The following is a 19944-nucleotide window of genomic DNA, read 5'->3' on the forward strand; positions in this document are numbered from 1 at the left end:
GGGCCTCCAGTCGATCAGTCGGTGGAAGAAGGGCGGGGTTTGCGAGAGGGGACCGGTGCGGGTGGCCAGGGAGAGTGCCACCCGCACCGGTGGTCGTGGGCCCGGCGGGATTTCGGGCTAGCCGTCGGGCGCCGGGCGGGCCGGGCGTCAGCCGGTGGCGCCGCTGATCTTGTCGGCTTCCGCGACAGCCTGGTCGAGCGCCTGCTGGGGGTCAGCTTGCCCTGGAGGGCGAGCTGCACCTTGCCGATGACTGCGGCCGTGACACGCGAGTCGTACTGGACGGGCACGAGGTTCTTGGCCGTGGCGATCTGCGCGGCGGAGATCTTGCGCGCCTTGGACTCCGGCGATCCGTCGCCGTCGGTGCTGAAGTACGGGTCCTTGAGGGAGGACAGGGTGCTCGGCAGGATGGTCACGATCTTGCTGAAGGCGAGCTGGTTCTGCGCGTCCGAGAGGTACTTGGCGAAGTCCATCGCGGTCGCCTGGTTCTTGCTCGCCTTCGGCACGAGCAGGCCCATCACGGACATGTTGGTGGCGCCGGAGGCGCCCGTGATCTGCGGGCCGACTCCGGTGTTCGCGGCGATCGCGGCAGCGTTCTTCTTGATGACCGCAAGGAAGTTCGGGCCGGAGGGGAGCAGGCCGATGCGGCCTGCCTGGTAGGCCTCGTTCTCCTTGCTGTGGTTCTGGGTCAGCGAGTCCTGCGGGTACACGCCACCCTTGTAGGCATCCACCAGCTTCTGCAGGTAGGCGGCGGCGTCCGGCGTGTTGAAGGTCCACTTCTTGCCGGACGCGTCCAGCAGCGGCACACCCTGCTTGGCGAGGTCCGTGATGAAGCGGTTCTCCAGGGCGGGGTGGATGCCGAAGAACGAGCCCTTTCCGGCGGCCGACAGCTTGGCGCCGTCGGCGAGGAGCTCGTCGAAGCTCGCCGGCGGCTTCTGCGGGTCCAGGCCGGCCTTTGTGAACAGGTCCTTGTTGTACATCGTGACTTCGGAGGTCAGGTACCACGGCAGGGCGAAGGATCCGTCCTTGCCCGGCACCTTGAACGCGTCCCAGGCCCCCGGGACATAGGCGGACTTGACGTCAGAGGCGCCCTTGTCCATGTCGATGAACAGGTCCTTGGCCTCCAGAGCCTGCGCGAACTGGGGGTTCAGGTTGACGACATCGGGCAGAGCGCCGGCGGCGGCGTCGGCGGTCAGCTTCTCCTGCGCGCCCTGGAACGGGATGTCGACCCAGTTGACCTTGGTGCCCGGGTGGTCCTTCTCGTAGGCGGCGATGACCCCGGTCATGTAGTCGGTGAAGGTGGGCTTGAGCTGCAGGGTCTCCAGCGTGATGGTCCCGCCGACCTTGCCGGTCGGGGACGCGGCGTCCGCACCGGGGGAGGAGCCGCTCGAGCCGAGACCGCACGCGCTCGTCGCGAGCGCCAGGGTGACGGTGGTGACGGCCAGGCGGATACCTCTACTGCTGGGCATGACTCTCCTACGACGGTGGGGGAAGAGAGCGGATGATGTCATCCGAAGTGGTAGGGACCACTTGGGGAAGAAGGTGGCAGGAGCCACCGGCCGTCGTCAACCCTTTCGGGTCACCAACTGATCAAGAACGCGAGCCCGGGCTCGAATCAGCGCCACAAAGGTTATTAAAGGTACAAGTTGCCGACGTGTTAGGCGAGGACACCTCAACTACCGGGCCAGCCGGTACCGAAAGTCCGTCCCGACCACTTCTGCCAACCATTCCCATCTGGTATCTACCTCTGGTGACGGGAATCGTCCCGCTCATTTCACCGGCTGCCTGCGGCCCCTCCGGCGGCAGCACCCCCACCGAGAGGTCCAAATCGATGGACAACCGCCCAACCCCTTCGCGCCGCCGCCTGCTCAGCCTCACCCCCGCCCTGCTCGTCGGCGCAGCACTGCCCCTCGGCGCGACCACGGCCCGGGCCGCAACCGGCAACAGCCGCCGCCCGACGCCCAGCACGATGACGAACACGAGCATCGGCGCCGGGTCCTGGACCACGGGCACGCCCACGTCGCCCGGGCCGACCGTCCCCCGCGAGCAGCTGCTCCAGCTGCCCGGCGGCCCGTCCGGCGCAGAGATGTTCGTGTCCAACAACCCCGAGTCCTTCACCGGCCCCGGCTGGCTCGCCCAGTGCGGCCGTACCACCACCAACCGCGGAGGCGCCTCCCACCCGCTGACCGGCACATTCCCGGTGTACGTCTACCACCAGAACAGCACGGGCGGGACGGTCTACCTCCACGTACTCGCGTCGAACCCGGGGAGCTCCGCCGTCACCGTCCAGGCCACGGGCGCAATCTGGACCAATTCGCAGAAGCCGCTCGTCCAGGATCCGGCGCAGCGCGCCGGAACGGGGCCCTGTTACGCCACGTCGCAGGACTTTGCCGCCGGCACCACCCGCCCCTACCTCTCCCCCACAACCGTCAACCCCGGCACGATGGTGGAGGTAGCCAAGGTTGCCATGACCTCCTCCATCGTCGATGGCCTCCTGGACGTCACCACCACAGGTGGCGTCTACGTCTACACGGCCGTGACCACCACCGGCAGCACGGCCACCGCGATCAACTACACCCAGAACGACAGCCAGGCCGCACCGGGCGACATCATCGGCCAGACCGACACCACCTACGGCCGAGAGGCCGGCGTCTACGCCGCCTCCCGCTGGGACACCGGCGTGTGCGACATCGACGTTGCACCTGCCGGCTCCTACCTGGGCCTGGCCGTCAACACCACCCAGCGCCAGGTCGCCGCTCTCGACCAGACCGTGCCCGCCACGGCCGCCCTGTCCGACTCCTCTCAGCGCAGCTGGGGCAACTACGGCATGCGCTACGCGATCCGCACGCGCCTGACCAACTCCTCCGCGCAGACCAGGACCGTCGTTCTCACGTTCGCTTCCAACGTCACCGGCACGACCGATGTGCCGGGCGACACCTGGAACGGCGCGGCCGCAGTGTCCGTCAACGGCGGATCCCCCCAGATCATCACCCTCTACGTGCGACCCACCGTGCCACGCTGCGAAATCGGCCGCTATACGCTCCCGGCAGGCAGCAGCACTCTCGTCGAACTGGACTTCGAGGTCCCGGGGCTGATCACGGCAGGCTCCCAGCTCCTCCTCGAAAGTATCTGACGCCCCCCACGTCCGCTCTGGCCAGCAGCGAACGCGGGCCCCGAACCGGACACCAGCGCAGCACAGACCTTTTGCCTCTGCCCGTGCCTTCCTGCACTCGAGCAGGAGGGCACGGGCAGAGGCCCGGCAGGGACGACCACACCGCGGAGCCCTCGGCCGGCCCCGACCACCTGCCTGCCGAACGCCACCCAACGCACAAAGCCGCAAGAGGCTGAGCGGAGACCATCCCATCCGCCACCCATACCCGGCCGAGCCGAGCACCAGAAGCCAGTGCGCGTACACGGTCATCTGTGCTATCACGTCAGAGGTCAGTACCAGCTCCGTCGAACGATTGGCCTATGCCACTCACCGTCCGCGATCTCCTGGCCATCCCCGCCCTGCGTCTGCAGCTAGCCGCCGGCGCGGCAGGGCTCGGCCGCACCGTGGAGGCCGCACACGCCTCCGAGAGCATGACCCCTTCCATGTGGATGGAAGGCGGAGAGGTGGTCATGACCACCGGCCTGCTCTTTGGCCCAGGCCCCGAAGACCAGGCCGACTTCGTCGCCGACCTCGACCGCGGACGCGCCGCGGCCCTGATACTCGGCATCGGCTCGTCCCTGCCGTGCCGTCACGTACCGCAGGAACTCGCCACGGCAGCCGAGGCGCGCGGCCTGCCCCTGCTCACCGTCCCCGAACGCACTCCGCTCGCCGCGATCACGAAAACAGTCTTCGACGCCCGCGCCGCAGAAGAACGCCGCCTGCTGGAGCGCACCCTGCGCACCCAGCGACGCCTCACCGCAGCCGCGGCATCCGCCGACGGACTCACCGACCTGCTCTCCGCCTGGCACCAGGCGACGGGCGTCGCCGTCATCGTCTGTGACGTGCTGGCCTGACCTCTCGGCGCCGCTGGCGCCGAACCGACACAAACCCTGGCCAGCGCCGCGGGAATCCTGGAAGCGGTTGCTCTGCGCGAACTGCGCGGCAGCGCCGGCGGGGACCTGCCCGAAGGTCCCGTGCACGTGCAACCCCTCGGAGCCGCCCGGCTACGGGGCTTCGTACTGCTCGTCGGCGCGAGCAGCGCCGAATCCAGGCTTCTGGGGAGTGTCCTCGTCTCGCTCCTGTCGGTCGAACTCGAACGCCGTCACCTCGCCGACGAGCCGCGCCGTCGCCACCGCACAGCCGTACTAGCCCGCCTGTTCAGCGCCGAAATCAGCGCCTCCCGAGCCGACGCGCTGCTGGCCTCGGTGAACCTGCCCGCCCGCCCACTGCGTGCCGTGGCCGTCCGCATCGCCACCGACACGGCCCTCGCAGGCGTACGCCGACCAGAAGCAACCACCCCCTCAAGAGCAGCAGGTGAGGCCGCGGAAGTCGCCGCCGACCTCGCCCTCGCCATACCCGGCGGCCTCGCCCGAGTCGCCGGCGACAGCGTCGAGGCCGTCGTGCCCGACGGCACCGACACCCTCGCCCTCCTCGCCCGCTTCGCCCCCGGCCGCCCGGCCGGCATCGGACCGCCCGTCGCCCCCCAGCACGCAGCACTGTCACTACGGCAGGCCGTCGCCCTCCTCCCCGTCAGCAAAGAAGCCGGAAGACCGGTCACCGCCACCGAGGCCGGGTCGGTCCGCCTGCTGCTGAGCCTGGGGAGCCCCGCACTGCTCGCCTCGTTCGCCGACACCACGCTCGCCCCTCTCGACGCCGCCGACCCAAGCGGCGAACTGCTCGAGACCCTGCGCGTGTGGCTGGAGACCAACGGCAGCTGGGCCGAGACGTCCGCCCTGCTCGGCCTGCACCGCCACACCGTCCAAAACCGCATCGCCAAGATCGGGAAGCTGACCGGCCGCCGGATGGACCGCGCCGAGGACCGGGTGGACCTGTGGCTGGCCCTGCGCGCGCGTGAGGCAGCCGGCCAATGACCTTCCCCTCACGCAGGATGGGCGCCCGGCACGGGCTCGGTCAGTACGCGCGCAAAAACCGGTCCAGCACGCGAACTCCGAAGCTCAACCCCGCGGCCGGCACCCGCTCGTCCACGCCGTGGAACATGCCGTAGTAGTGCAGCGACGGATCCAGCATCAGCGGAGCGAAGCCGTACGAACGGATACCGAGCCGTGCGAACGACTTGGCGTCGGTGCCGCCCGACATGACGAACGGCACCGGGTGCGCGTCCGGATCCTCGGCGCGCAGGGCGTCTGCCATCGCAGAGAACGCCGCGCCTTCGTGCTCCGCCGACACCGCGTCCTCGCAGTTGATGAACTCCCGGGTGATTCCGGGCCCCAGGAGGCGGTCCACGACGGCCAGGTACTCCTCGCGATGGCCGGGGAGGAACCGGCCGTCCACCTCGGCGTAGGCCGCGGCCGGGATCACGTTAACCTTGCCGCCGGCCCGCAGCACCGTCGGGTTGGCGGAGTCACGCACCGTGCAGTCGAACAGCTCGCCGAGCTGCCCCAGGCGGGCAGCCTCCTCCTCCAGGTGCTCGCGGTCGATGCGCACGCCCAGCACGCGGTCCAGCGCGTCGACGAGGGCTGCAACGGGTGGCGTCAGCGTGGTCGGCCACCGGTGCGAAGCCAGCCGTGACAGGGCGTGGGCCAACGTCGCCACGGCATTGTCCGGATTGTGCTTGGAGCCGTGCCCGGCGGTGCCCTTCGCGGTCAGCCGCATCCACGCGGTGCCGCGCTCCCCGACCGCCACCGGATAGACGCGTAGCGGACGCCCCGCCTGCGGTCCGCTCTCCGGGTGGGCGGTGATCGAGAACCCGCCGGACTCGCTGATCGCCTCAGTGCAGCCCTCGAACCACTCACGGTGCGAGGCCGTCACGAAGCGGGATCCGAACTCGCCGGTCGACTCCTCGTCCGCCAGGAACGCCAGCACGATGTCCCGCCGTGGCCGCGTCCCGGTGCGCGCCCAATGCCGGGCCACGGCCAGCACCATCGACAAGGTGCCTTTCATGTCGACGGCGCCGCGACCCCAGAGGCAGCCGTCGGCGAGGTCGCCCGCCAAAGGGTGGTGCGTCCAGTCCGCGGCGTCGAACGGTACGGCGTCCAGGTGGCCGTGGACGAGCAGCGGGGGCAGCGAGGGGTCGGAGCCACTGATGGTGGTCAACACGGTGGAACGCCGCGGAGCGGCTTCCACCAGTGTCGCTGGGATGCCCGCAGCGTCCAGCTCGGCGGCAACGTATTCGGCGGCGGCCCGCTCGCCCGGTCCGCTGCCGTCGCCTGGGTTGGTGGTGTCGATGCGCAGCAGGTCGTGGCAGAGCCGAACGGCGTCGTGGCCCGCGGCAGCGAGGGCGTCCTCGCGTTGGACGGACACGTCGGCGAAGGCCTCGGCAGGGTCGGTATCACGCAGAGATGGCATGATCAGGTCCTGTTCCGGTAGTGGACTGGCGCGGCAACAAACGGCGCAGGCGGCATCAGCCGTAGTGCGCCTCGGCGGCCGACGCCGCCACGGTGGTGCACACCTTGAACGTCCGAGCACCGTCGGTGGCGGTCGGCGCGGTGTAGGCGACGGTGCGCGGGCCGGTCCGGTCCACCGTCGGCACGGCCTCCACCGCCGCAGCCTGGTGGGTGGCGTGGAAGGTCACCTCGAAGCGGTGTTCCGCGGGCCCGCCGGTCGGTCGCCGGGCAGTGGCTGCTGACTGGACGGCGGCCCGGGCCTCCGCCTCGATCAGCGCCGCGCTCCGGGCGGGCGTCAGGCAGATCGCGGCGTACCGGCTCACAGCCCGCTTTACCGCGGCCGTCCGTGCCTGCGGCGCCCAGCGCCCGGCGGCGGCGCAGGTCAGGTCGTCACCGGTCACGAGCAGCACCGGAACACCGTGCTCAGCGGCGACCAGGGCGTTCATTCGGCCCTCGTCGGCCGCCTCGCCGTCGATGCGGAAGTCGACCAGGCCCGTTCCGAGGTAGGTGTGGGCGAGCACGCCCTCCTCGCCGGCCCCGGTGTGGTAGCCGAGCATGACCACACCGTCGGCGTCCTGCACGCCGTGCATCATGCCGAGCGGCTTGTGACGGCCCGTCAGAAGGGTCGCGCGGTCGTCCAGGTCCTCGATCAGGACGTTCCGCTGCGTGTAGTGGGCCTCGTTGACCATCACCTCGCTCGCGCCTCCGGCGAACAGACCGGCCACGCACGCGTTGACGTCACTGGTCAGGAAGCGTCGCATCCGGTCCCAGGAGGCGGTGCCCGGCTCCACGTCGTCCGGCCAGGTGACGCCCGTGACGCCCTCCATGTCGGCGGAAATCATGATGCGCACGATTCTTCGTCCTTTCCGGATCTCGTGTCGGTCCCACCCATCGGGCCCCCACCGGCTTTGGCGGGCCCTTCGCGCGTGCCGGCGCGCGCCGACAGGGGCGGCTGCGCGAGGACGAGGGCGCCGGCGCCGGGCGCGGTGGAGGCGGTCATGCGGGCCCGTAGTCCCAGTGGAACCGTCAGGTTGAGCTTTCCGTGTCCGGCCGGCAATCCGGCCGCCACCGGTATCCCGAGCCCGGCCAGCCGGTCGTGCATGACGTCGGCCAGCGCTTGCGGGTCGCCGCAGTCGGTGAAGTCCCCCAGCACCACTCCGGCCGCCGACTGCAGGACCCCGGCCCGGCGGAGCTGGGTGAGGATCCGGTCCAACCGGTACGGCTCCTCACCGGTGTCCTCCAAGAACAGCAGGCACCCGTCCGGCAGCCCGTACCCGGGCACGCCGATCGAGGAGGCGAGCAGGCTGGCGTTGCCACCGGCCAGCACCCCCTCGGCCGTGCCCGCGACCAGCGCCGGCGCTGCCAGCGGCAGGGCGCGCACGGACGTCGGTTCGAACAGCACCCGGCGAAGGTGCTCCACCGACTGCGGATCGGCGAACGCCCCAGTACCCGGCATCGGCCCGTGAAGGGTCGCCACCCTCAGCCGGGCCGCGAACAGCCGGTGCAGCTCGGTGACGTCGCTGAATCCCACTAGCGGCTTCGGCGCGGCCCGCGCGAGGACACCCCAGTCCAGCAGGTCCGCCATCCGCTGGCAGCCGTACCCGCCGCGCGCACAGAACACCGCAGCCACGGCCGGGTCCAACCAAGCCTGCTGCAGATCGGCCGCCCGATCCAGGTCGGCGCCCGCGAGGTGGCCAAGGTGGGTGTCGGACACGTGGGGCATGACCCGGACCTTCCAGGCCCCACTCCTCCAGCCGCGCCACACCACGATCCAGCTGCCCGGCGGGCACCGGGCCGGCCGGCGCGACGACAGCTACCGTGTCGCCCGACCTCAGCGCCGGCGGGCGGCGACAGACGCCGCCCGCCGCCCAGAGCGTGCTCACCGCCCGCCCTCCGCGGGCGCCTGCCCGGCGATGCCGAAGATCTCCTGATAGAACGCGAGCTCGGCCTTCAGAACGGTGGCGATCGTCTCCCCTGCCGCCACCCGTGCTGCTCCCCCGGTAGTTCCAGCAGCGTGCAGGGCACGCCGGCGGCGGCCAGCGCCTCGGCGAACACCCGCGACTGCTGCGGCTCGACGATGACGTCCTCCAGCCCATGCATCAGCAGCGCCGGACCGCTCGCCCGGTGCGCGTTGAGCACCGGCGACCGTTCCGCGTACTGGTCGGCCGCCTCCGGCAGGGGACCGATCAGACCGTCCAGGTAGCGGGACTCGAAGTCGTGCGTGTTGGCGGCCCACGCAACAGGGTCGGTGATGCCGTAATGCGAGACAGCGCCCGCGTATAGGCCCGCCCGCGTGAGTGAGGCCACGGCCGTCCAGCCGCCCGCGCTGCCGCCGCGCACCGCCAGGCGTCGCTCGTCGGCGAGCCCGCGCGCGACTAGGCCGCGCGCCACGGCCGCGCAGTCTCCAACGTCCACCAGGCCCCAGGTGCCGCGCAGCCGCTCGCGGTAGGTCCGTCCGTACCCGGTGGAGCCGCCGTAGTCGACGTCCACCACGCCGATACCGCGGCTGGTGAAGTACGCGACCTCCAAATCGAGCGCCATGGGTGAGCTGCCGGTCGGGCCGCCATGGACGAACACCACCCACGGCGGCAACTCGTCTGCCGCCACACGGTGATCCGCGTTGCGCGGCGGGTACAGCACCGCGTGTACGGCCTGTCCGTCCGGCCGGTGGAACACCTCCGCGTACGGCTGCGGCAGCCAGTCGGCGAAACGCAGCGCACCGCTGTCGCCTCCCGTCACCGACTCATGGATGCCATCGCCGGTGGCTGCGGCGGTCAGGTCGGCCAGCACGACACGGTGGTGCGAGTCCGGCGAGCCCGCCACGCAGACTGCCTTCCCGTCGGCCGCGTGCACCGTCGCAGCGAAGTCCGTGTACGGCAGCGGCAGATCACGCACACTGTCGTCGGACGGATCGACTACCCCCAGCCGGCGGCTGCTGCCCGTCCCGTGCACCGCGACCACCCGCCCATCGGGCAGCGGCGCGAACCACGCCGCCCCCGGCTTCCACAGCGCCCCGGCGAACTCCTCCTGCCGCGGCGCGACCGCACGGACCTCACCGCCGTCGGCCGGAACAAGGTGCAGGTTCCACCACCCGTCCGGATCGGTGACCGCCCACAGGGTGTCGGCGTCCCGCCACTCCGCCTGAGCGACCGAGCACCCCCTGCCGCCCGCCAGGACGCGATACCCGGCGTCCTCACCACCGTCCAGCGCCACGACGCACAACTCGCTCTCATCCCACGGCATATGCGGATGATTCCAGCCGATCCATGACAAATACCGCCCATCCGGGGACTGCCGCGGACAGGCCAGGAAGTCGTAGCCACCGGCCAGCACCCGCACCCGAGACGGGTCCAGCGCGGCGGACCCGTCCATAGGCACCGCCACCACCTCCCGCACAACCTCGCGCGGATGTGCGCCCACGCTCTCCCGCACGCACCACACCTCCGCCCGGCCGGACGGCGCGACAAGGTCGCCGTAGCGCACCGCAGGGCCGCCACCGCCATCCGGCACCACCGCCGTCAACGGCACCGGCTGCACACCCGGACCCGCCACCCACAGGCGCTGATCGTGCCAATCGACGAACACCAGACCAGTGGCACCGCGCCCCGAACCATCATCCGGCAACCCGACAGGCCGCCAGGCACGACCGCCGTACTCGTGCAACCGGCTGCGGGCGTTGAACCCTACGGGCAGCAAATCCTCCACCACACCGTCCACGGACCGGCGCACCACACAGCGCCGACCCCCTCGAGGGGACGCGGCTCGTCCCACCACACAGCAGCGTCGCCAGGCTCCCCCACGAGCTCCACCCAGCCGGGGATTCCGTCCTCGCGCGCCACATCCTCGGGCCCGATCGGGGAAGGCCAGGCGCCCGGCGCCAACCGACCGCTGCGGGCCTGCCGGCCCCGTGTTCCAGTCATGGGTTCCACCAATGCTTCTTATGGAAAATTCGTGCACGCGGCACCGGGTCAGGGGAAGGATCGAAGCGGGCCATCAATCGCCCAGGAAGCGTTCCAGCATGACGTTGGCCTCCTCCCTGCGCTCCAGACGCCGCAGCGCTCCCTTCGACCGGGCGGCCGCAGCCGTCACCAACGCATGCCCGAGGGCGACCAGCGCGGTCGGCGAGTCGGCGAAGGAAGCGCCACTGGTCGCCGCGGTCAGCACCTGATCGGCGATCCTCGCAACCGGCGAACCGTGCACATCCGCGACGGCCACCAACAACACACCGCGCTCACGCAGAGCACCCGCCGCACGAAGCGTCCAGCCGTCGTACCGGCGCACCGAGTAGGCAACCGCCACGTCCTTGGGCCCCGCGTCGGTCAGCGCCTCCACCGCACGGTCGGCGCTCCCGTCCAAAAGGACGACACGACCCAGAACGCTCTCCAGATCAGCCGCCAGCAGCTGTGCCAGACCACGGCTTCGGCCGGTGCCGAGGACGAACCGCTGCCGGGCCGCCAGCAAGGCCAGTGCAGCGCTGTGCAACGTACCGTCATCGCACGCCCCGTGCAGCGTCGCCGTCACGTTCGCGGCCTCCTGCTCAGCCATCCTGGCGGTCAGACCGGGAATCTGAGCCGGCCGCAGACGAGCCCGGAACCGCGCCCTCGGGTCGATCAGCTGCCCATCGAGGCGCTCGGCGACCCGCGCCTGCAGCTCGCCCAGGTCGCGGAATCCCGCCCTGCTCATCAGCCGGTGCAGATCGCCACGGCCAGCACCGGTCCCGGCCAGCAGAGCCGCCGCCGGCTCCAACGCCGACCGCGGCCAGTCCGCCAGCATGGCGTGGGCCAGCAGCTGCTCGGCGCCGCCCAGTTCGTCACCCGCGTCGGCCAGCAGCTCCGCGGGCTCGGACCACGCCGACGCGTACCCAGCCGTCGTCACCGCCGACCACCGACGGATCCGGCGCTGGCCCAAATGCAGCACCTGCGGCACCGGGAACGAGACAGACGACGAGGAAGGATCACGGCGGACTCCCTGGCGTTGGAACGGCGGGCGGCCTGTAGCGTTCAGGACTTCGGTCGGCACGGGAGCCACACACCTGTGCGACAGAGATCCCACGGCTTCACGTGGTCACAGGAGGCGGCAGTGGCAGGTAGGGAAAGCTCCGGAGCACTCGACGGCCCAGCGGGCCCGGGAGAATCCGACAGGGAGAGCGCAGCGGCGCGCCTGGGGATGCGGCTTTCCGCAGCCCGCGCCCGCCTACACCTCACACTGGAGGGCGTCGCCCAGCGCAGCGGACTGTCACGCAGCTTCCTCAGCCGTCTGGAAGCCGGACGCGCCAACCCCACCTTGGACAGCCTGGAACGAATCGCCGAGGCCGTGGAGACCCCGTTGTCGGTGCTGCTGGGCGGAGCGCCACTGGCAGGGCGGACCCCTGCGGCAGCCCCATACAGCACCCTGCACCGCCCGCACCGACCACCTCGCACATGGCCGCCAGGTGAAGGACGCACAGTGCCACTCACCCCGGTCGGGGCACGCCGCTTCGAGGCCGTGCTCGCCGAAGGCACCCCAGCCCACCACGCCTTCGACACATCCCATCCAGGCGAAGAACTGTGCGTGGTGATGACAGGAAGGGTTTCTGCCCAGGTCGGCAAGGAACAATTCGTCCTGGAACCCGGAGACGCCCTGCACTACGACTCCACCATCGTGCACCGCCTGGCCGCCTTGGACGGCCACAGCCGCTACCTGCTCATCGTGGCCAGCCCGGCCGCCGCGCCGCGGCGATCCTAGAGCGCAGGTCGACTCAGCGGCCGGCCACCACTCCAGGTTTGCCGACACCCGCCGGCCGAGCAGTACGGGAATCTCCACGCCTTCCACCGTACGGGCACCCCGACAACCCGAGCGATCGACGAAAGGTCGAGTCCTGGCGCGCAGCACACGACCTCCGGTCCAGGCCTACCGCCGGGTCTCGCCCAGTTCAACCACGCGCCGTAACCTGAGTCCCGCTCGCCCGGCAGCGTCCAGCCCGCCCGAACCACCCATGATCTTCCCTGGGAATCCCGGCCTTCAGACCCGACGGGGCTACGACCCTTGCCCCGGACCCGCGAACCGCCGAAATGTCCCTCCGCCCGGTGGCGATGGTCAGGCGGGCCCTTCTGCCTTGGACGCTCGGCTTGATCACAGTCAGCGCCGGTCTCCGGTGATGTCGCTCTCGCGGTGGCGCGCGAGGACGTCTATAAGGGAGGACGGGACGCGGACGCGACTCCAGGTCGATCTTTGGTCTCCATTGATGTCCTGCGGTGTCCCATTGCCATCCCCAGACCCCGTTGATCCGGCACAATGGCGAGAGGCGGCCTGGTCCGGGGCCGCCGGCCCCGACCTCCGCCAGGAACGTGCGGTACTCCTCAGGGAGCGTGACGCCGAACTGTGCCTCGGCCTCGGCGATCTCGGCGAGTGTCAGGACTGGTTCGAACAACGGGTAGGACGACGGCTCTGTGCCACGCGCCCGACGCTCGGCCTCGTCGACGGCGATGACGTGTTCCCGGACTCCTGACCAGTCCACGTGCACGTTCACGGCTCTCCTATCGACGGCGAGCACGGACACCATGGCCCGCCGCCGAGATCCGACCTTCGTTCGGGCTGACGCTCCAGGTCCCCCGCCTGGCCTTTGCCTTCAAGCGATACACACCCTGTTCAAGCCCGTTGGGCAAATCACAAGCTATGCCCACGATTTGATGAACCGGCGTTATAGGCGGCGGCTGCGCACTGCGGCGTAGGTGCGCTCCAGAGCCCTGAGTGTCCGGGGGCGGCTGCGCTGGGCCACCCCGACGAACAGACAGTCGACGACGGTCAGCGCCGCGATCCGGCTGGCCATCGCCCCAGAGCGGAACGTCGTCTCACGCACCGCCGTGGTCAGCACATGGTCGGCGTATTCGGTGATGGCCGAGCGCGGAAAGTTGGTGATGGCCACGGTGATGGCGCCGTTGCGGTGTGCTTCCGAAAGCACTTCGACCGTCGCGGCAGTGTCGCCAGTATGCGAGATGCCGATCGCCACATCGCCACCGCGCAGCAGGGCGGCGGAGGTCAATGCCATGTGTGGGTCGACCCAGGCGTTTATCCTGCGGCCGATGCGGTGCAGTTTCTGCTGGAGGTCCAGTGCCACCAGGCCGCTGGCGCCGACCCCGTATGCGTCGATGCCGTCTGCCGACGATAGCGCTTCCACGGCTCGTTTGAGGGCGTGGAGGTCCAGTTGGCCGACGGTGTCTTCCACGGCGCGGGCGTCGGCGAAGCCGAGTTTTGCGACGATGTCGGCCAGCGTGTCGCGTGGTCCGATGTCAGGCCCGACAGCTGTCCGGCCGGCGCTGCTTTCCTCGGCGCTGGCTGCGGAGGCCAGGCCGATCCGCAGGTCGGGGTAGCCCTTGAGGCCGAGGGTGCGGCAGAAGCGCATCACGGTGGTCTCGGAGGTTCGGCATTCGGCGGCCAGCTCGGTGATGGTCTGTGCGGCCACGTTCGCCGGGTCGGCGAGTGCTGCCTCGGCGACGCGGCGCTCGGCGGGAGGCAGTGAGGGCAGGAGGGCTCTGATCTGAACGAGGACGGTTTGCGGCGGGGCGCTGTGCGCGGGGGTGGGGGTTCGGGGGGCGGGTGCTTTGCGCTCGGCAGGGTTGTGATCGACCGTCCGGTCGGTGGTGGTGCGCTTGGGGTGGGCCTTGTCAGCTGAGGTCATGGGTGTGCCTTTCATGAACAGGGGATCCGGCGGGGTGGAAGCCTGTCTGCAGGGATGGCTCAGAGGTCGGGATCGGCGAGGGCGTCGCAGACGGCATGGCGCAGCGTAATGGTGGCGGTCGCGTCGCGGCCGAGGTGGACGCGGATGTGGTGAGGAGGACCGTTCACAGGCCGCTGGCGGGGCGTGGGCAACGCCGGTGGCGGTGAAGCCGGGGTGTTCGGCTCCGGTGGCCGGCCAGTGTTGCGCCAGGTGGTTCCAGGGGTCGTCGCGCAGGCTCCAGCCGAGGCCTGCGGCTGCTCAGTCCTTAGGTGTGGCATTGCAGTGCCTCGGTGCGCATGCGGGTGGTGCGGTTCGCCGTCTGCGCCGCGGTAGGTCGCGAGGACGGTGCCGAGAAGGTCGTCGGAGGCGACGAGGGAGGCTGCGGTGGTGCCGCGGGCGAGGCGCCCGGGAGGGATCGGGGTGGGGCGGGCGGTGCGGGGGGCCGTCATGCCGCGTCCTCCACGAACGGGTCGGTACCACAGGTATGGGGGCCGGGGACCTCTGGTGGCCCCGGGCGATGATTGGTAAGTTTTAACCGCTTGAAAACCAAATCACGTTGGCAAGTGACGATTGGGGTGGATAGCATGAGTGGCGTCGGGCAGTCCCTGCTGCGTGTAGCACACCACGACGACCTCCCTCGGCTGCATGAGATCGCAGCAGCCTCGCTCGTGTACGACACCGATGCCGACCGTGTGCTGAATCTGCTCTGGGGCATCACGGCCGACCGCCCCGAACTGCGGATCGTCGCAGAAATCGACGGCGCTGTCACGGGCCTGGCCCTTGGCTGGCTCGCCCCGCAACCGCTGTCCGACCCTGGCGCGTCCACGAGCCCGCCGGCCATCGCGCGCACCGGTCACACCTCCTCCTCGCCGTCGATCCGGCCGCCACGGCAGGGGCCACGGGCGAGCACTGCTGGCAGGTGTCGAGAAGCGACTGCGAGCAGCCGGCGCGGAGCGGCTCGCGGTGCGCGGCACCCCGCCGCACTACGCCTGGCCGGGCATCGACATCCGCTACACCCCGGCCGTGTGCCTCGTAGAGTCCGCCGGCTACGAGCGCGGCCCCGACGCGGTCAACATGCTCACGGACCTGGCCACGGCCGACCTGGACACGGCCCAGGACGAACAACGCCTGGGCGCGCACGGCGTCCGGGTACGCCGGGCCGTGCCGGACGACCGCGAGCGCCTGCTGTCCTGGATGCCAACCTGGGGCGGCAGTTGGGTCGGGGAGGTCGCCATCGCCTACGACCCACCGCGCTGCCACATCGCGGTGCACGGTGACGGCGAGCAGGCGGAGGTCGTCGGCTTCGGCTGCCACGGCGTCAAACGCGACACGTGGTTTGGCCCGATGGGCACCGCCGAGTCCCGGCGGGGCCTGGGCGTGGGCGCGATACTGCCGCGCCGTTGCCTGAGCGACCAGCAGAAAGCGGGGATCGGCGAAGCCGAGATCGCCTGGACCGGCCCCTACCGGCTCTACGCCCGCGCGGTCGGTTCCCGACTGGAACGAACCTTCCGCCTGTACCACAAGGATCCCGTCTGAGCTTCGAGCACTGCACCACGGTACAAGTCGACCCGGCACGCCCCTGCACTCCCTGGAGCGGTACACATGAGCAGCCCACGCCTCCTGCCCCCTTCCGGCCGACCCGTGTTCGGCCGCTCCGAGCGGCGCGACCGCGCGGTCCGCGCGGCCGTGCGCGCCGACCTGCTGGCCCCCGATGAGACGCCGCTGGCCGCCTTCCTCGACCTGACGGGCATCGCCGAAACCGTTGCTGCCCTCCGCAGCGCCTGGCCCCCGAGATCGCGGTCGAGCACACCTTCGCCGCGAAGGCCAACAGCCTGGTGCCGGTCCTGCGCGTGATGCTCGGGCACGGGCTGGGCTGCGAGGTTGCCAGCCCGGGCGAGCTCGCGCAGGCGCTGGCCGCCGGCTTCACGCCGCAGCACCTGGTCCTGGACTCGCCCGCGAAAACCCGACCGGAGCTGGAGGCGGCGCTGGCCGCCGGAGTGGCCGTCAACGTCGACAACTACCAGGAGCTGGCCCGCGTCGATGCCCTGATGGACGGGGCCGGCAGCTCATCCCGGATCGGATTGCGCATCAATCCACAGGTGGGACTGGGGAGTATCGCGGCCATGTCGACGGCCGGCAGTGACTCGAAGTTCGGCTTCGCCCTGAGCGACCCCGGGGCACGGAAGGACATCATCAGCGCCTTCCTGGCCCGGCCATGGCTGCGCTGGCTCCACGTGCACGTCGGCTCCCAGGGCTGCCCGCTGGAACTGTCCGTGGCCGGGGTCGCCGCCGTCGTCGAGCTGGCCGCGGAGATCGACGCGCTGGCCGGCGGCAGCCGCATCGAGGGCATCGACATCGGTGGCGGCCTGCCCGTCAACTTCGCCGACGATCGCGACGACCCGTCCTTCGCCGACCAGGTCGCCGCTCTGCACGCTGGCGCCCCCGGACTGCTGACCGGCAGGTACCTGCTGGTGACCGAGTTCGGCCGCTCACTGCTGGCCAAGAACGGCTTCATGGCCTCGCGGGTGGAGTACACCAAGTCCTCCGGCGGGCGGGCCATCGCACTCACGCACGTCGGAGTGCAAGTCGCCGCCCGCACAGTCTTCCTCCCGGAGTCCTGGCCCTTGCGTGTCCTCGCGTACGACGCCAAGGGCCTGCCCCATCCGGTCGGCAAAGGGGCAACCGTGACCCAGGACATCGCCGGGCCGTGCTGCTTCGCCGGCGACCTGGTGGCGCGCGCACGCGACCTGCCGCCGCTGGCGCCGGGCGACCTCGTGGTAGTGCCCGACACGGGCGCGTACTACTTCTCCACCCCGTTCCACTACAACAGCCTGCCGCAGCCCGCGGTGCACGCCTTCGAGGTGGACGCGGCAGGCGACGTCCACTTCACAGTGCTGTCCAGGCAGGAGACGGTAGCGGACATCGTGGCCCGCACCCTCGGCGAGACGACGGCCCTCTCTGCGACGGCCCCCGGGGACGCCCGATGAGCACATCGACGGGCAGCACCACGCCCGCGCGCCGCTCGACCAAGGCCTCCTGCGCCTGGCGGACGGGGTGCTGCAGCCTGCCTTCCAAGGACGGACCACCCCGGGCTGGATCCGCCGCAAACTCGCCGACGGCCTGACGTCCGTCCTGTTGTTCGGCCACAACTTCGCCGCGGGACCCGACAGGCACACCAAGGCTGCCGCCCTGATCGCGCACCTGCGCAAGGTCAATCCGGACGTCCTGGTCGCGGTCGACGAGGAGGACGGCGACGTGACCCGGCTGGATGGGCGACCGGCTCCTCGTAGCCGGGCAATCTGACCCTGGGCGCGATCTTGGGCTTTAACTTATCGCAACACTCCTTGATCATGATGGGGATGTTGATGGCGAGGCGGGGACCCAAGCGCAGGCTCGATGTGGAGGCGGATTACTGGCGGAGGCCGCAGCGAACGTGGCGTCGTTCGCGCGATGGGGCCGGGAGCCGCAATCGGCGGCGCCTGCCGGCGCTGCAGCAAGGTCGGTCGGCGGCCCGCAGGACGCTGGTGACGGCACGGCCCTCGGGTGACCGTCCCGCGGCCGCGGGGATCCCTTCGCGGTTGAGTTCCGATCGGCGGTGACCGTCGCCGTAGGCCCGTGACCGCGGGGGTCTGGCCGCACCCACTGACCGCGCTCCTGCCAAGCACCGACGCGCGGCAGGTGACCCAGCACGAGGCCGAGCTCGATCCTGCCAGCACGCTTACAGCCGTGCGCGCGGCCGGCGCGGACCGGCCGCTGGTCCCGGTCGTGCGTAATGCCCGTCGGCACGCCTGGCGCGTGTCTGGCAGCGCTGGATAGTCCGGCGACGCGACGCCGTGGTGGTGGAACTGGGGGCGCCGCAGCAGGAACCCTCCGGCGGGCTATGTGTGACGGCCTACGGTGCGGCGCGGGTGCGCACCGAGGCGGTGGCGGCCCACCTCGAGCGCTGAGCCGACCTACGTCTGGTTCGGAGTGGCAGCACCGCACGCAGGCGCCGGTGTCGGGACCACTCTCCCCGGCACGGGCCTCGTCGACAAGAGTTTCGTCAAATTTCACCTCCGCCGCTCTGCCTCGCGTGAGATGGCGCCCACGGGCAGACAGGGGACCACTGCGCGCTGCCGCAGCGGTTTGAGCGCCGACGAGTCCGCGTCGACAGGTGGCTCATCTGCGAACACATAATCTGATGCTCAGTCAGAAGTGGTATGGGAGAGCCACTTCGGCCCACGGAGCGCCGTGTTACGGCGAAAGAAACTTTTCGCCTTAGGGCTTGCCTGCAAGGTTAATTTCCGCACTACTGGTCCCCAGCCGGCGCGCACCCCTCGTTCCGGCGGACCCCCACATGACACCTGCAGGAGCAGCCATGCCGCGCAGCGCGCCGTCGTTCCTGAACAACCGGGCAGCAACCCTGATCGCTGCCGTCCTGCTGCCGTTGACCATCACCGCACTCGGCGCCCCCGCCCACGCAGCGCCCCTCACGGCAACGGGCACAGCCGTACAGACCGCGTCCGGTCCGATCACCCACCCCGACGCCGACCACCTGGGCTCCACCCTCCCCGGTCGGTCCTCTGCCGCAGGCACGAACGCCCGCCCACTTCCCGGCAGAACGACCCACACCACCGGCGCGCAGCTCACCGCACAGCTCAAGGCTTCCGCGCTGCCCGCCGGCGCCAAACCGCTCGGCGTCGACGTGGCCGCCTACGAGCCGAACATCGACTGGACCGCCACCGCCGCGGCCGGCGCCTCCTTCGCCTACGTGAAGGCCACGGAAGGCACCACCTACACCAGTTCGACGTTCTCGTCCCAGTACAACGGCTCGGCATCGGCCGGATTCGTCCGCGGTGCCTACCACTTCGCACTGCCGGACCGTTCCAGCGGCAAGACCCAGGCCGACTTCTTCGTCGACCACGGCGGCACCTGGGCGGCCGACGGCAGGACGCTGCCCCCGCTCCTCGACATCGAGTACAACCCCTACGGAGCGACCTGCTTCGGCCTGAGCACTACGACGATGGTCTCCTGGGTGCTCGACTTCGGAAACGAGATCAAGGCCCGCACCGGCCGCTACCCCAGCCTGTACACCACCACCGACTGGTGGCGAACCTGCACCGGCAACTCCTCCGCCGCAAGCGCCTACCCGCTGTTCGTCGCCAACTACACCGGCACTGCCGCCCCCATGCCCAACGGCTGGACGGGCCAGTCCATCTGGCAGTACGCCGACGCCGGCGTCTTCGCGGGCGACCAGGACGTCTTCAACGGCACCACGGCCGACCTCAAGGCCCTTGCCGCCAACACCGCAGCCGCCACCCCGCCCGCGCCCGCCGCGCCCGTCTGGCCTCAGACGCAGCAGGGTGACATCGGGACCCGGGTCAGCATCCTGCAGCACCTCCTCAACGCGCACGGCGCCTCACTGACCGTCGACGGCCAGTTCGGCTCCGGAACGCGCAGCGCCGTCGTGTCGTATCAGAGCTCCGCCGGGCTGGGCGCCGACGGCATTGTCGGCTCCGCCACCTGGCAGTCGCTGGCGAGCACGGTCATGCAGGGCTCCTCGGGCAGCGTAGTCAAGGCCACCCAGGTCGGCCTCAACGCCCACGGCGCCACCCTGACCGTCGACGGGCAGTACGGCACCGGCACGCGCGACGCGGCTCTGACGTACCAGATCGCGCAGGGACTCCCGGCCGACGGCGCCGTGCTCAAGCCGACCTGGCTTGCCCTCGTGTCCTCCTGACGGCGAGCCGGCCGACGCAACCGCACAGGGACCACCG

Annotated in this window: 15 protein-coding genes and 3 pseudogenes; 9 read left to right on the plus strand and 9 right to left on the minus strand. The window is 70.6% G+C overall.

Going from position 1 to position 19944, the window contains the following annotated elements; all coding sequences use genetic code 11:
• Positions 1–14: 14 nt before the first annotated feature.
• Positions 15–1466, minus strand: a complete 1452-nt coding sequence (locus ABEB13_RS01190; RefSeq protein WP_345703860.1) for an ABC transporter substrate-binding protein — start codon at positions 1464–1466, stop codon at positions 15–17.
• A 362-nt stretch (positions 1467–1828) separates the two neighbouring features.
• Here ABEB13_RS01190 and ABEB13_RS01195 point away from each other — a divergent pair, with 362 nt between their 5' ends.
• The 3 genes from ABEB13_RS01195 (at position 1829) to ABEB13_RS01205 (ending at position 5019) form a co-directional block, all read left to right on the plus strand.
• Positions 1829–3130: a DUF3370 family protein gene (locus tag ABEB13_RS01195; protein ID WP_345703861.1), complete on the plus strand. Its 1302-nt coding sequence runs from the start codon at positions 1829–1831 to the stop codon at positions 3128–3130.
• Positions 3131–3468: 338 nt separating this feature from the next.
• On the plus strand, positions 3469–4002 hold the full coding sequence (locus ABEB13_RS01200) for a PucR family transcriptional regulator ligand-binding domain-containing protein (protein ID WP_345703862.1): 534 nt from the start codon (positions 3469–3471) through the stop codon (positions 4000–4002).
• A gap of 126 nt (positions 4003–4128) precedes the next feature.
• Complete coding sequence (locus tag ABEB13_RS01205) at positions 4129–5019, plus strand: PucR family transcriptional regulator (protein ID WP_345703863.1); 891 nt, start codon at positions 4129–4131, stop codon at positions 5017–5019.
• 40 nt (positions 5020–5059) lie between these two features.
• On the opposite strand, the gene ABEB13_RS01210 is transcribed toward ABEB13_RS01205, so the two are convergent.
• From ABEB13_RS01210 to ABEB13_RS01230, 5 genes and pseudogenes are all read right to left on the minus strand, one after another.
• Positions 5060–6454, minus strand: a complete 1395-nt coding sequence (locus ABEB13_RS01210; RefSeq protein ID WP_380232227.1) for a M20/M25/M40 family metallo-hydrolase — start codon at positions 6452–6454, stop codon at positions 5060–5062.
• Between the two features lie 55 nt (positions 6455–6509).
• Complete coding sequence (locus ABEB13_RS01215; protein ID WP_345703865.1) at positions 6510–7343, minus strand: M55 family metallopeptidase; 834 nt, start codon at positions 7341–7343, stop codon at positions 6510–6512.
• 92 nt (positions 7344–7435) lie between these two features.
• A pseudogene (locus ABEB13_RS01220) lies at positions 7436–8375 on the minus strand (S66 peptidase family protein); the annotation flags it as partial.
• Between the two features lie 67 nt (positions 8376–8442).
• A complete protein-coding gene (locus tag ABEB13_RS01225) occupies positions 8443–10209 on the minus strand; it encodes a S9 family peptidase (protein ID WP_345703866.1) in 1767 nt (588 codons plus the stop codon).
• A 276-nt stretch (positions 10210–10485) separates the two neighbouring features.
• Positions 10486–11511, minus strand: coding sequence for a MurR/RpiR family transcriptional regulator (locus ABEB13_RS01230; protein ID WP_345703867.1), 1026 nt, complete (start codon positions 11509–11511; stop codon positions 10486–10488).
• Between the two features lie 147 nt (positions 11512–11658).
• On the opposite strand from ABEB13_RS01230, the pseudogene ABEB13_RS40125 reads away from it, so the two are divergent.
• Positions 11659–11814 (plus strand): annotated as a pseudogene (locus ABEB13_RS40125) (helix-turn-helix domain-containing protein); the annotation flags it as partial.
• Between the two features lie 123 nt (positions 11815–11937).
• Positions 11938–12216 (plus strand): cupin domain-containing protein, encoded by a 279-nt coding sequence (locus tag ABEB13_RS01235; protein ID WP_345703868.1) that lies wholly within the window; start codon positions 11938–11940, stop codon positions 12214–12216.
• 187 nt (positions 12217–12403) lie between these two features.
• On the opposite strand, the gene ABEB13_RS01240 is transcribed toward ABEB13_RS01235, so the two are convergent.
• The 3 genes from ABEB13_RS01240 to ABEB13_RS01250 all read right to left on the minus strand — a co-directional run bounded on the left by ABEB13_RS01240 (position 12404) and on the right by ABEB13_RS01250 (position 15045).
• Positions 12404–13033: an SMI1/KNR4 family protein gene (locus tag ABEB13_RS01240; RefSeq protein WP_345703869.1), complete on the minus strand. Its 630-nt coding sequence runs from the start codon at positions 13031–13033 to the stop codon at positions 12404–12406.
• Between the two features lie 138 nt (positions 13034–13171).
• Positions 13172–14149: a MurR/RpiR family transcriptional regulator gene (locus tag ABEB13_RS01245; protein WP_345703870.1), complete on the minus strand. Its 978-nt coding sequence runs from the start codon at positions 14147–14149 to the stop codon at positions 13172–13174.
• A 590-nt stretch (positions 14150–14739) separates the two neighbouring features.
• Entirely contained in the window at positions 14740–15045 is a 306-nt protein-coding gene (locus ABEB13_RS01250; RefSeq protein WP_345703871.1) for a hypothetical protein, read from the minus strand.
• Positions 15046–15151: 106 nt separating this feature from the next.
• Between ABEB13_RS01250 and ABEB13_RS01255 the strand changes: the two genes are divergently transcribed.
• The 4 genes and pseudogenes from ABEB13_RS01255 (at position 15152) to ABEB13_RS01270 (ending at position 19907) form a co-directional block, all read left to right on the plus strand.
• Positions 15152–15724: a hypothetical protein gene (locus ABEB13_RS01255; protein ID WP_345703872.1), complete on the plus strand. Its 573-nt coding sequence runs from the start codon at positions 15152–15154 to the stop codon at positions 15722–15724.
• A 66-nt stretch (positions 15725–15790) separates the two neighbouring features.
• A pseudogene (locus ABEB13_RS01260) lies at positions 15791–17175 on the plus strand (type III PLP-dependent enzyme domain-containing protein).
• A 67-nt stretch (positions 17176–17242) separates the two neighbouring features.
• Positions 17243–17491 (plus strand): hypothetical protein, encoded by a 249-nt coding sequence (locus ABEB13_RS01265; RefSeq protein ID WP_345703873.1) that lies wholly within the window; start codon positions 17243–17245, stop codon positions 17489–17491.
• 1054 nt (positions 17492–18545) lie between these two features.
• Positions 18546–19907 carry a GH25 family lysozyme gene (locus ABEB13_RS01270; RefSeq protein ID WP_345703874.1) on the plus strand — a complete coding sequence of 454 codons (1362 nt, stop codon included), beginning with the start codon at positions 18546–18548 and terminating at the stop codon, positions 19905–19907.
• The last annotated feature ends 37 nt before the right edge of the window (positions 19908–19944 follow it).

It is taken from the genome of Kitasatospora paranensis (assembly GCF_039544005.1).
GTDB classification, from domain to species: domain Bacteria; phylum Actinomycetota; class Actinomycetes; order Streptomycetales; family Streptomycetaceae; genus Kitasatospora; species Kitasatospora paranensis.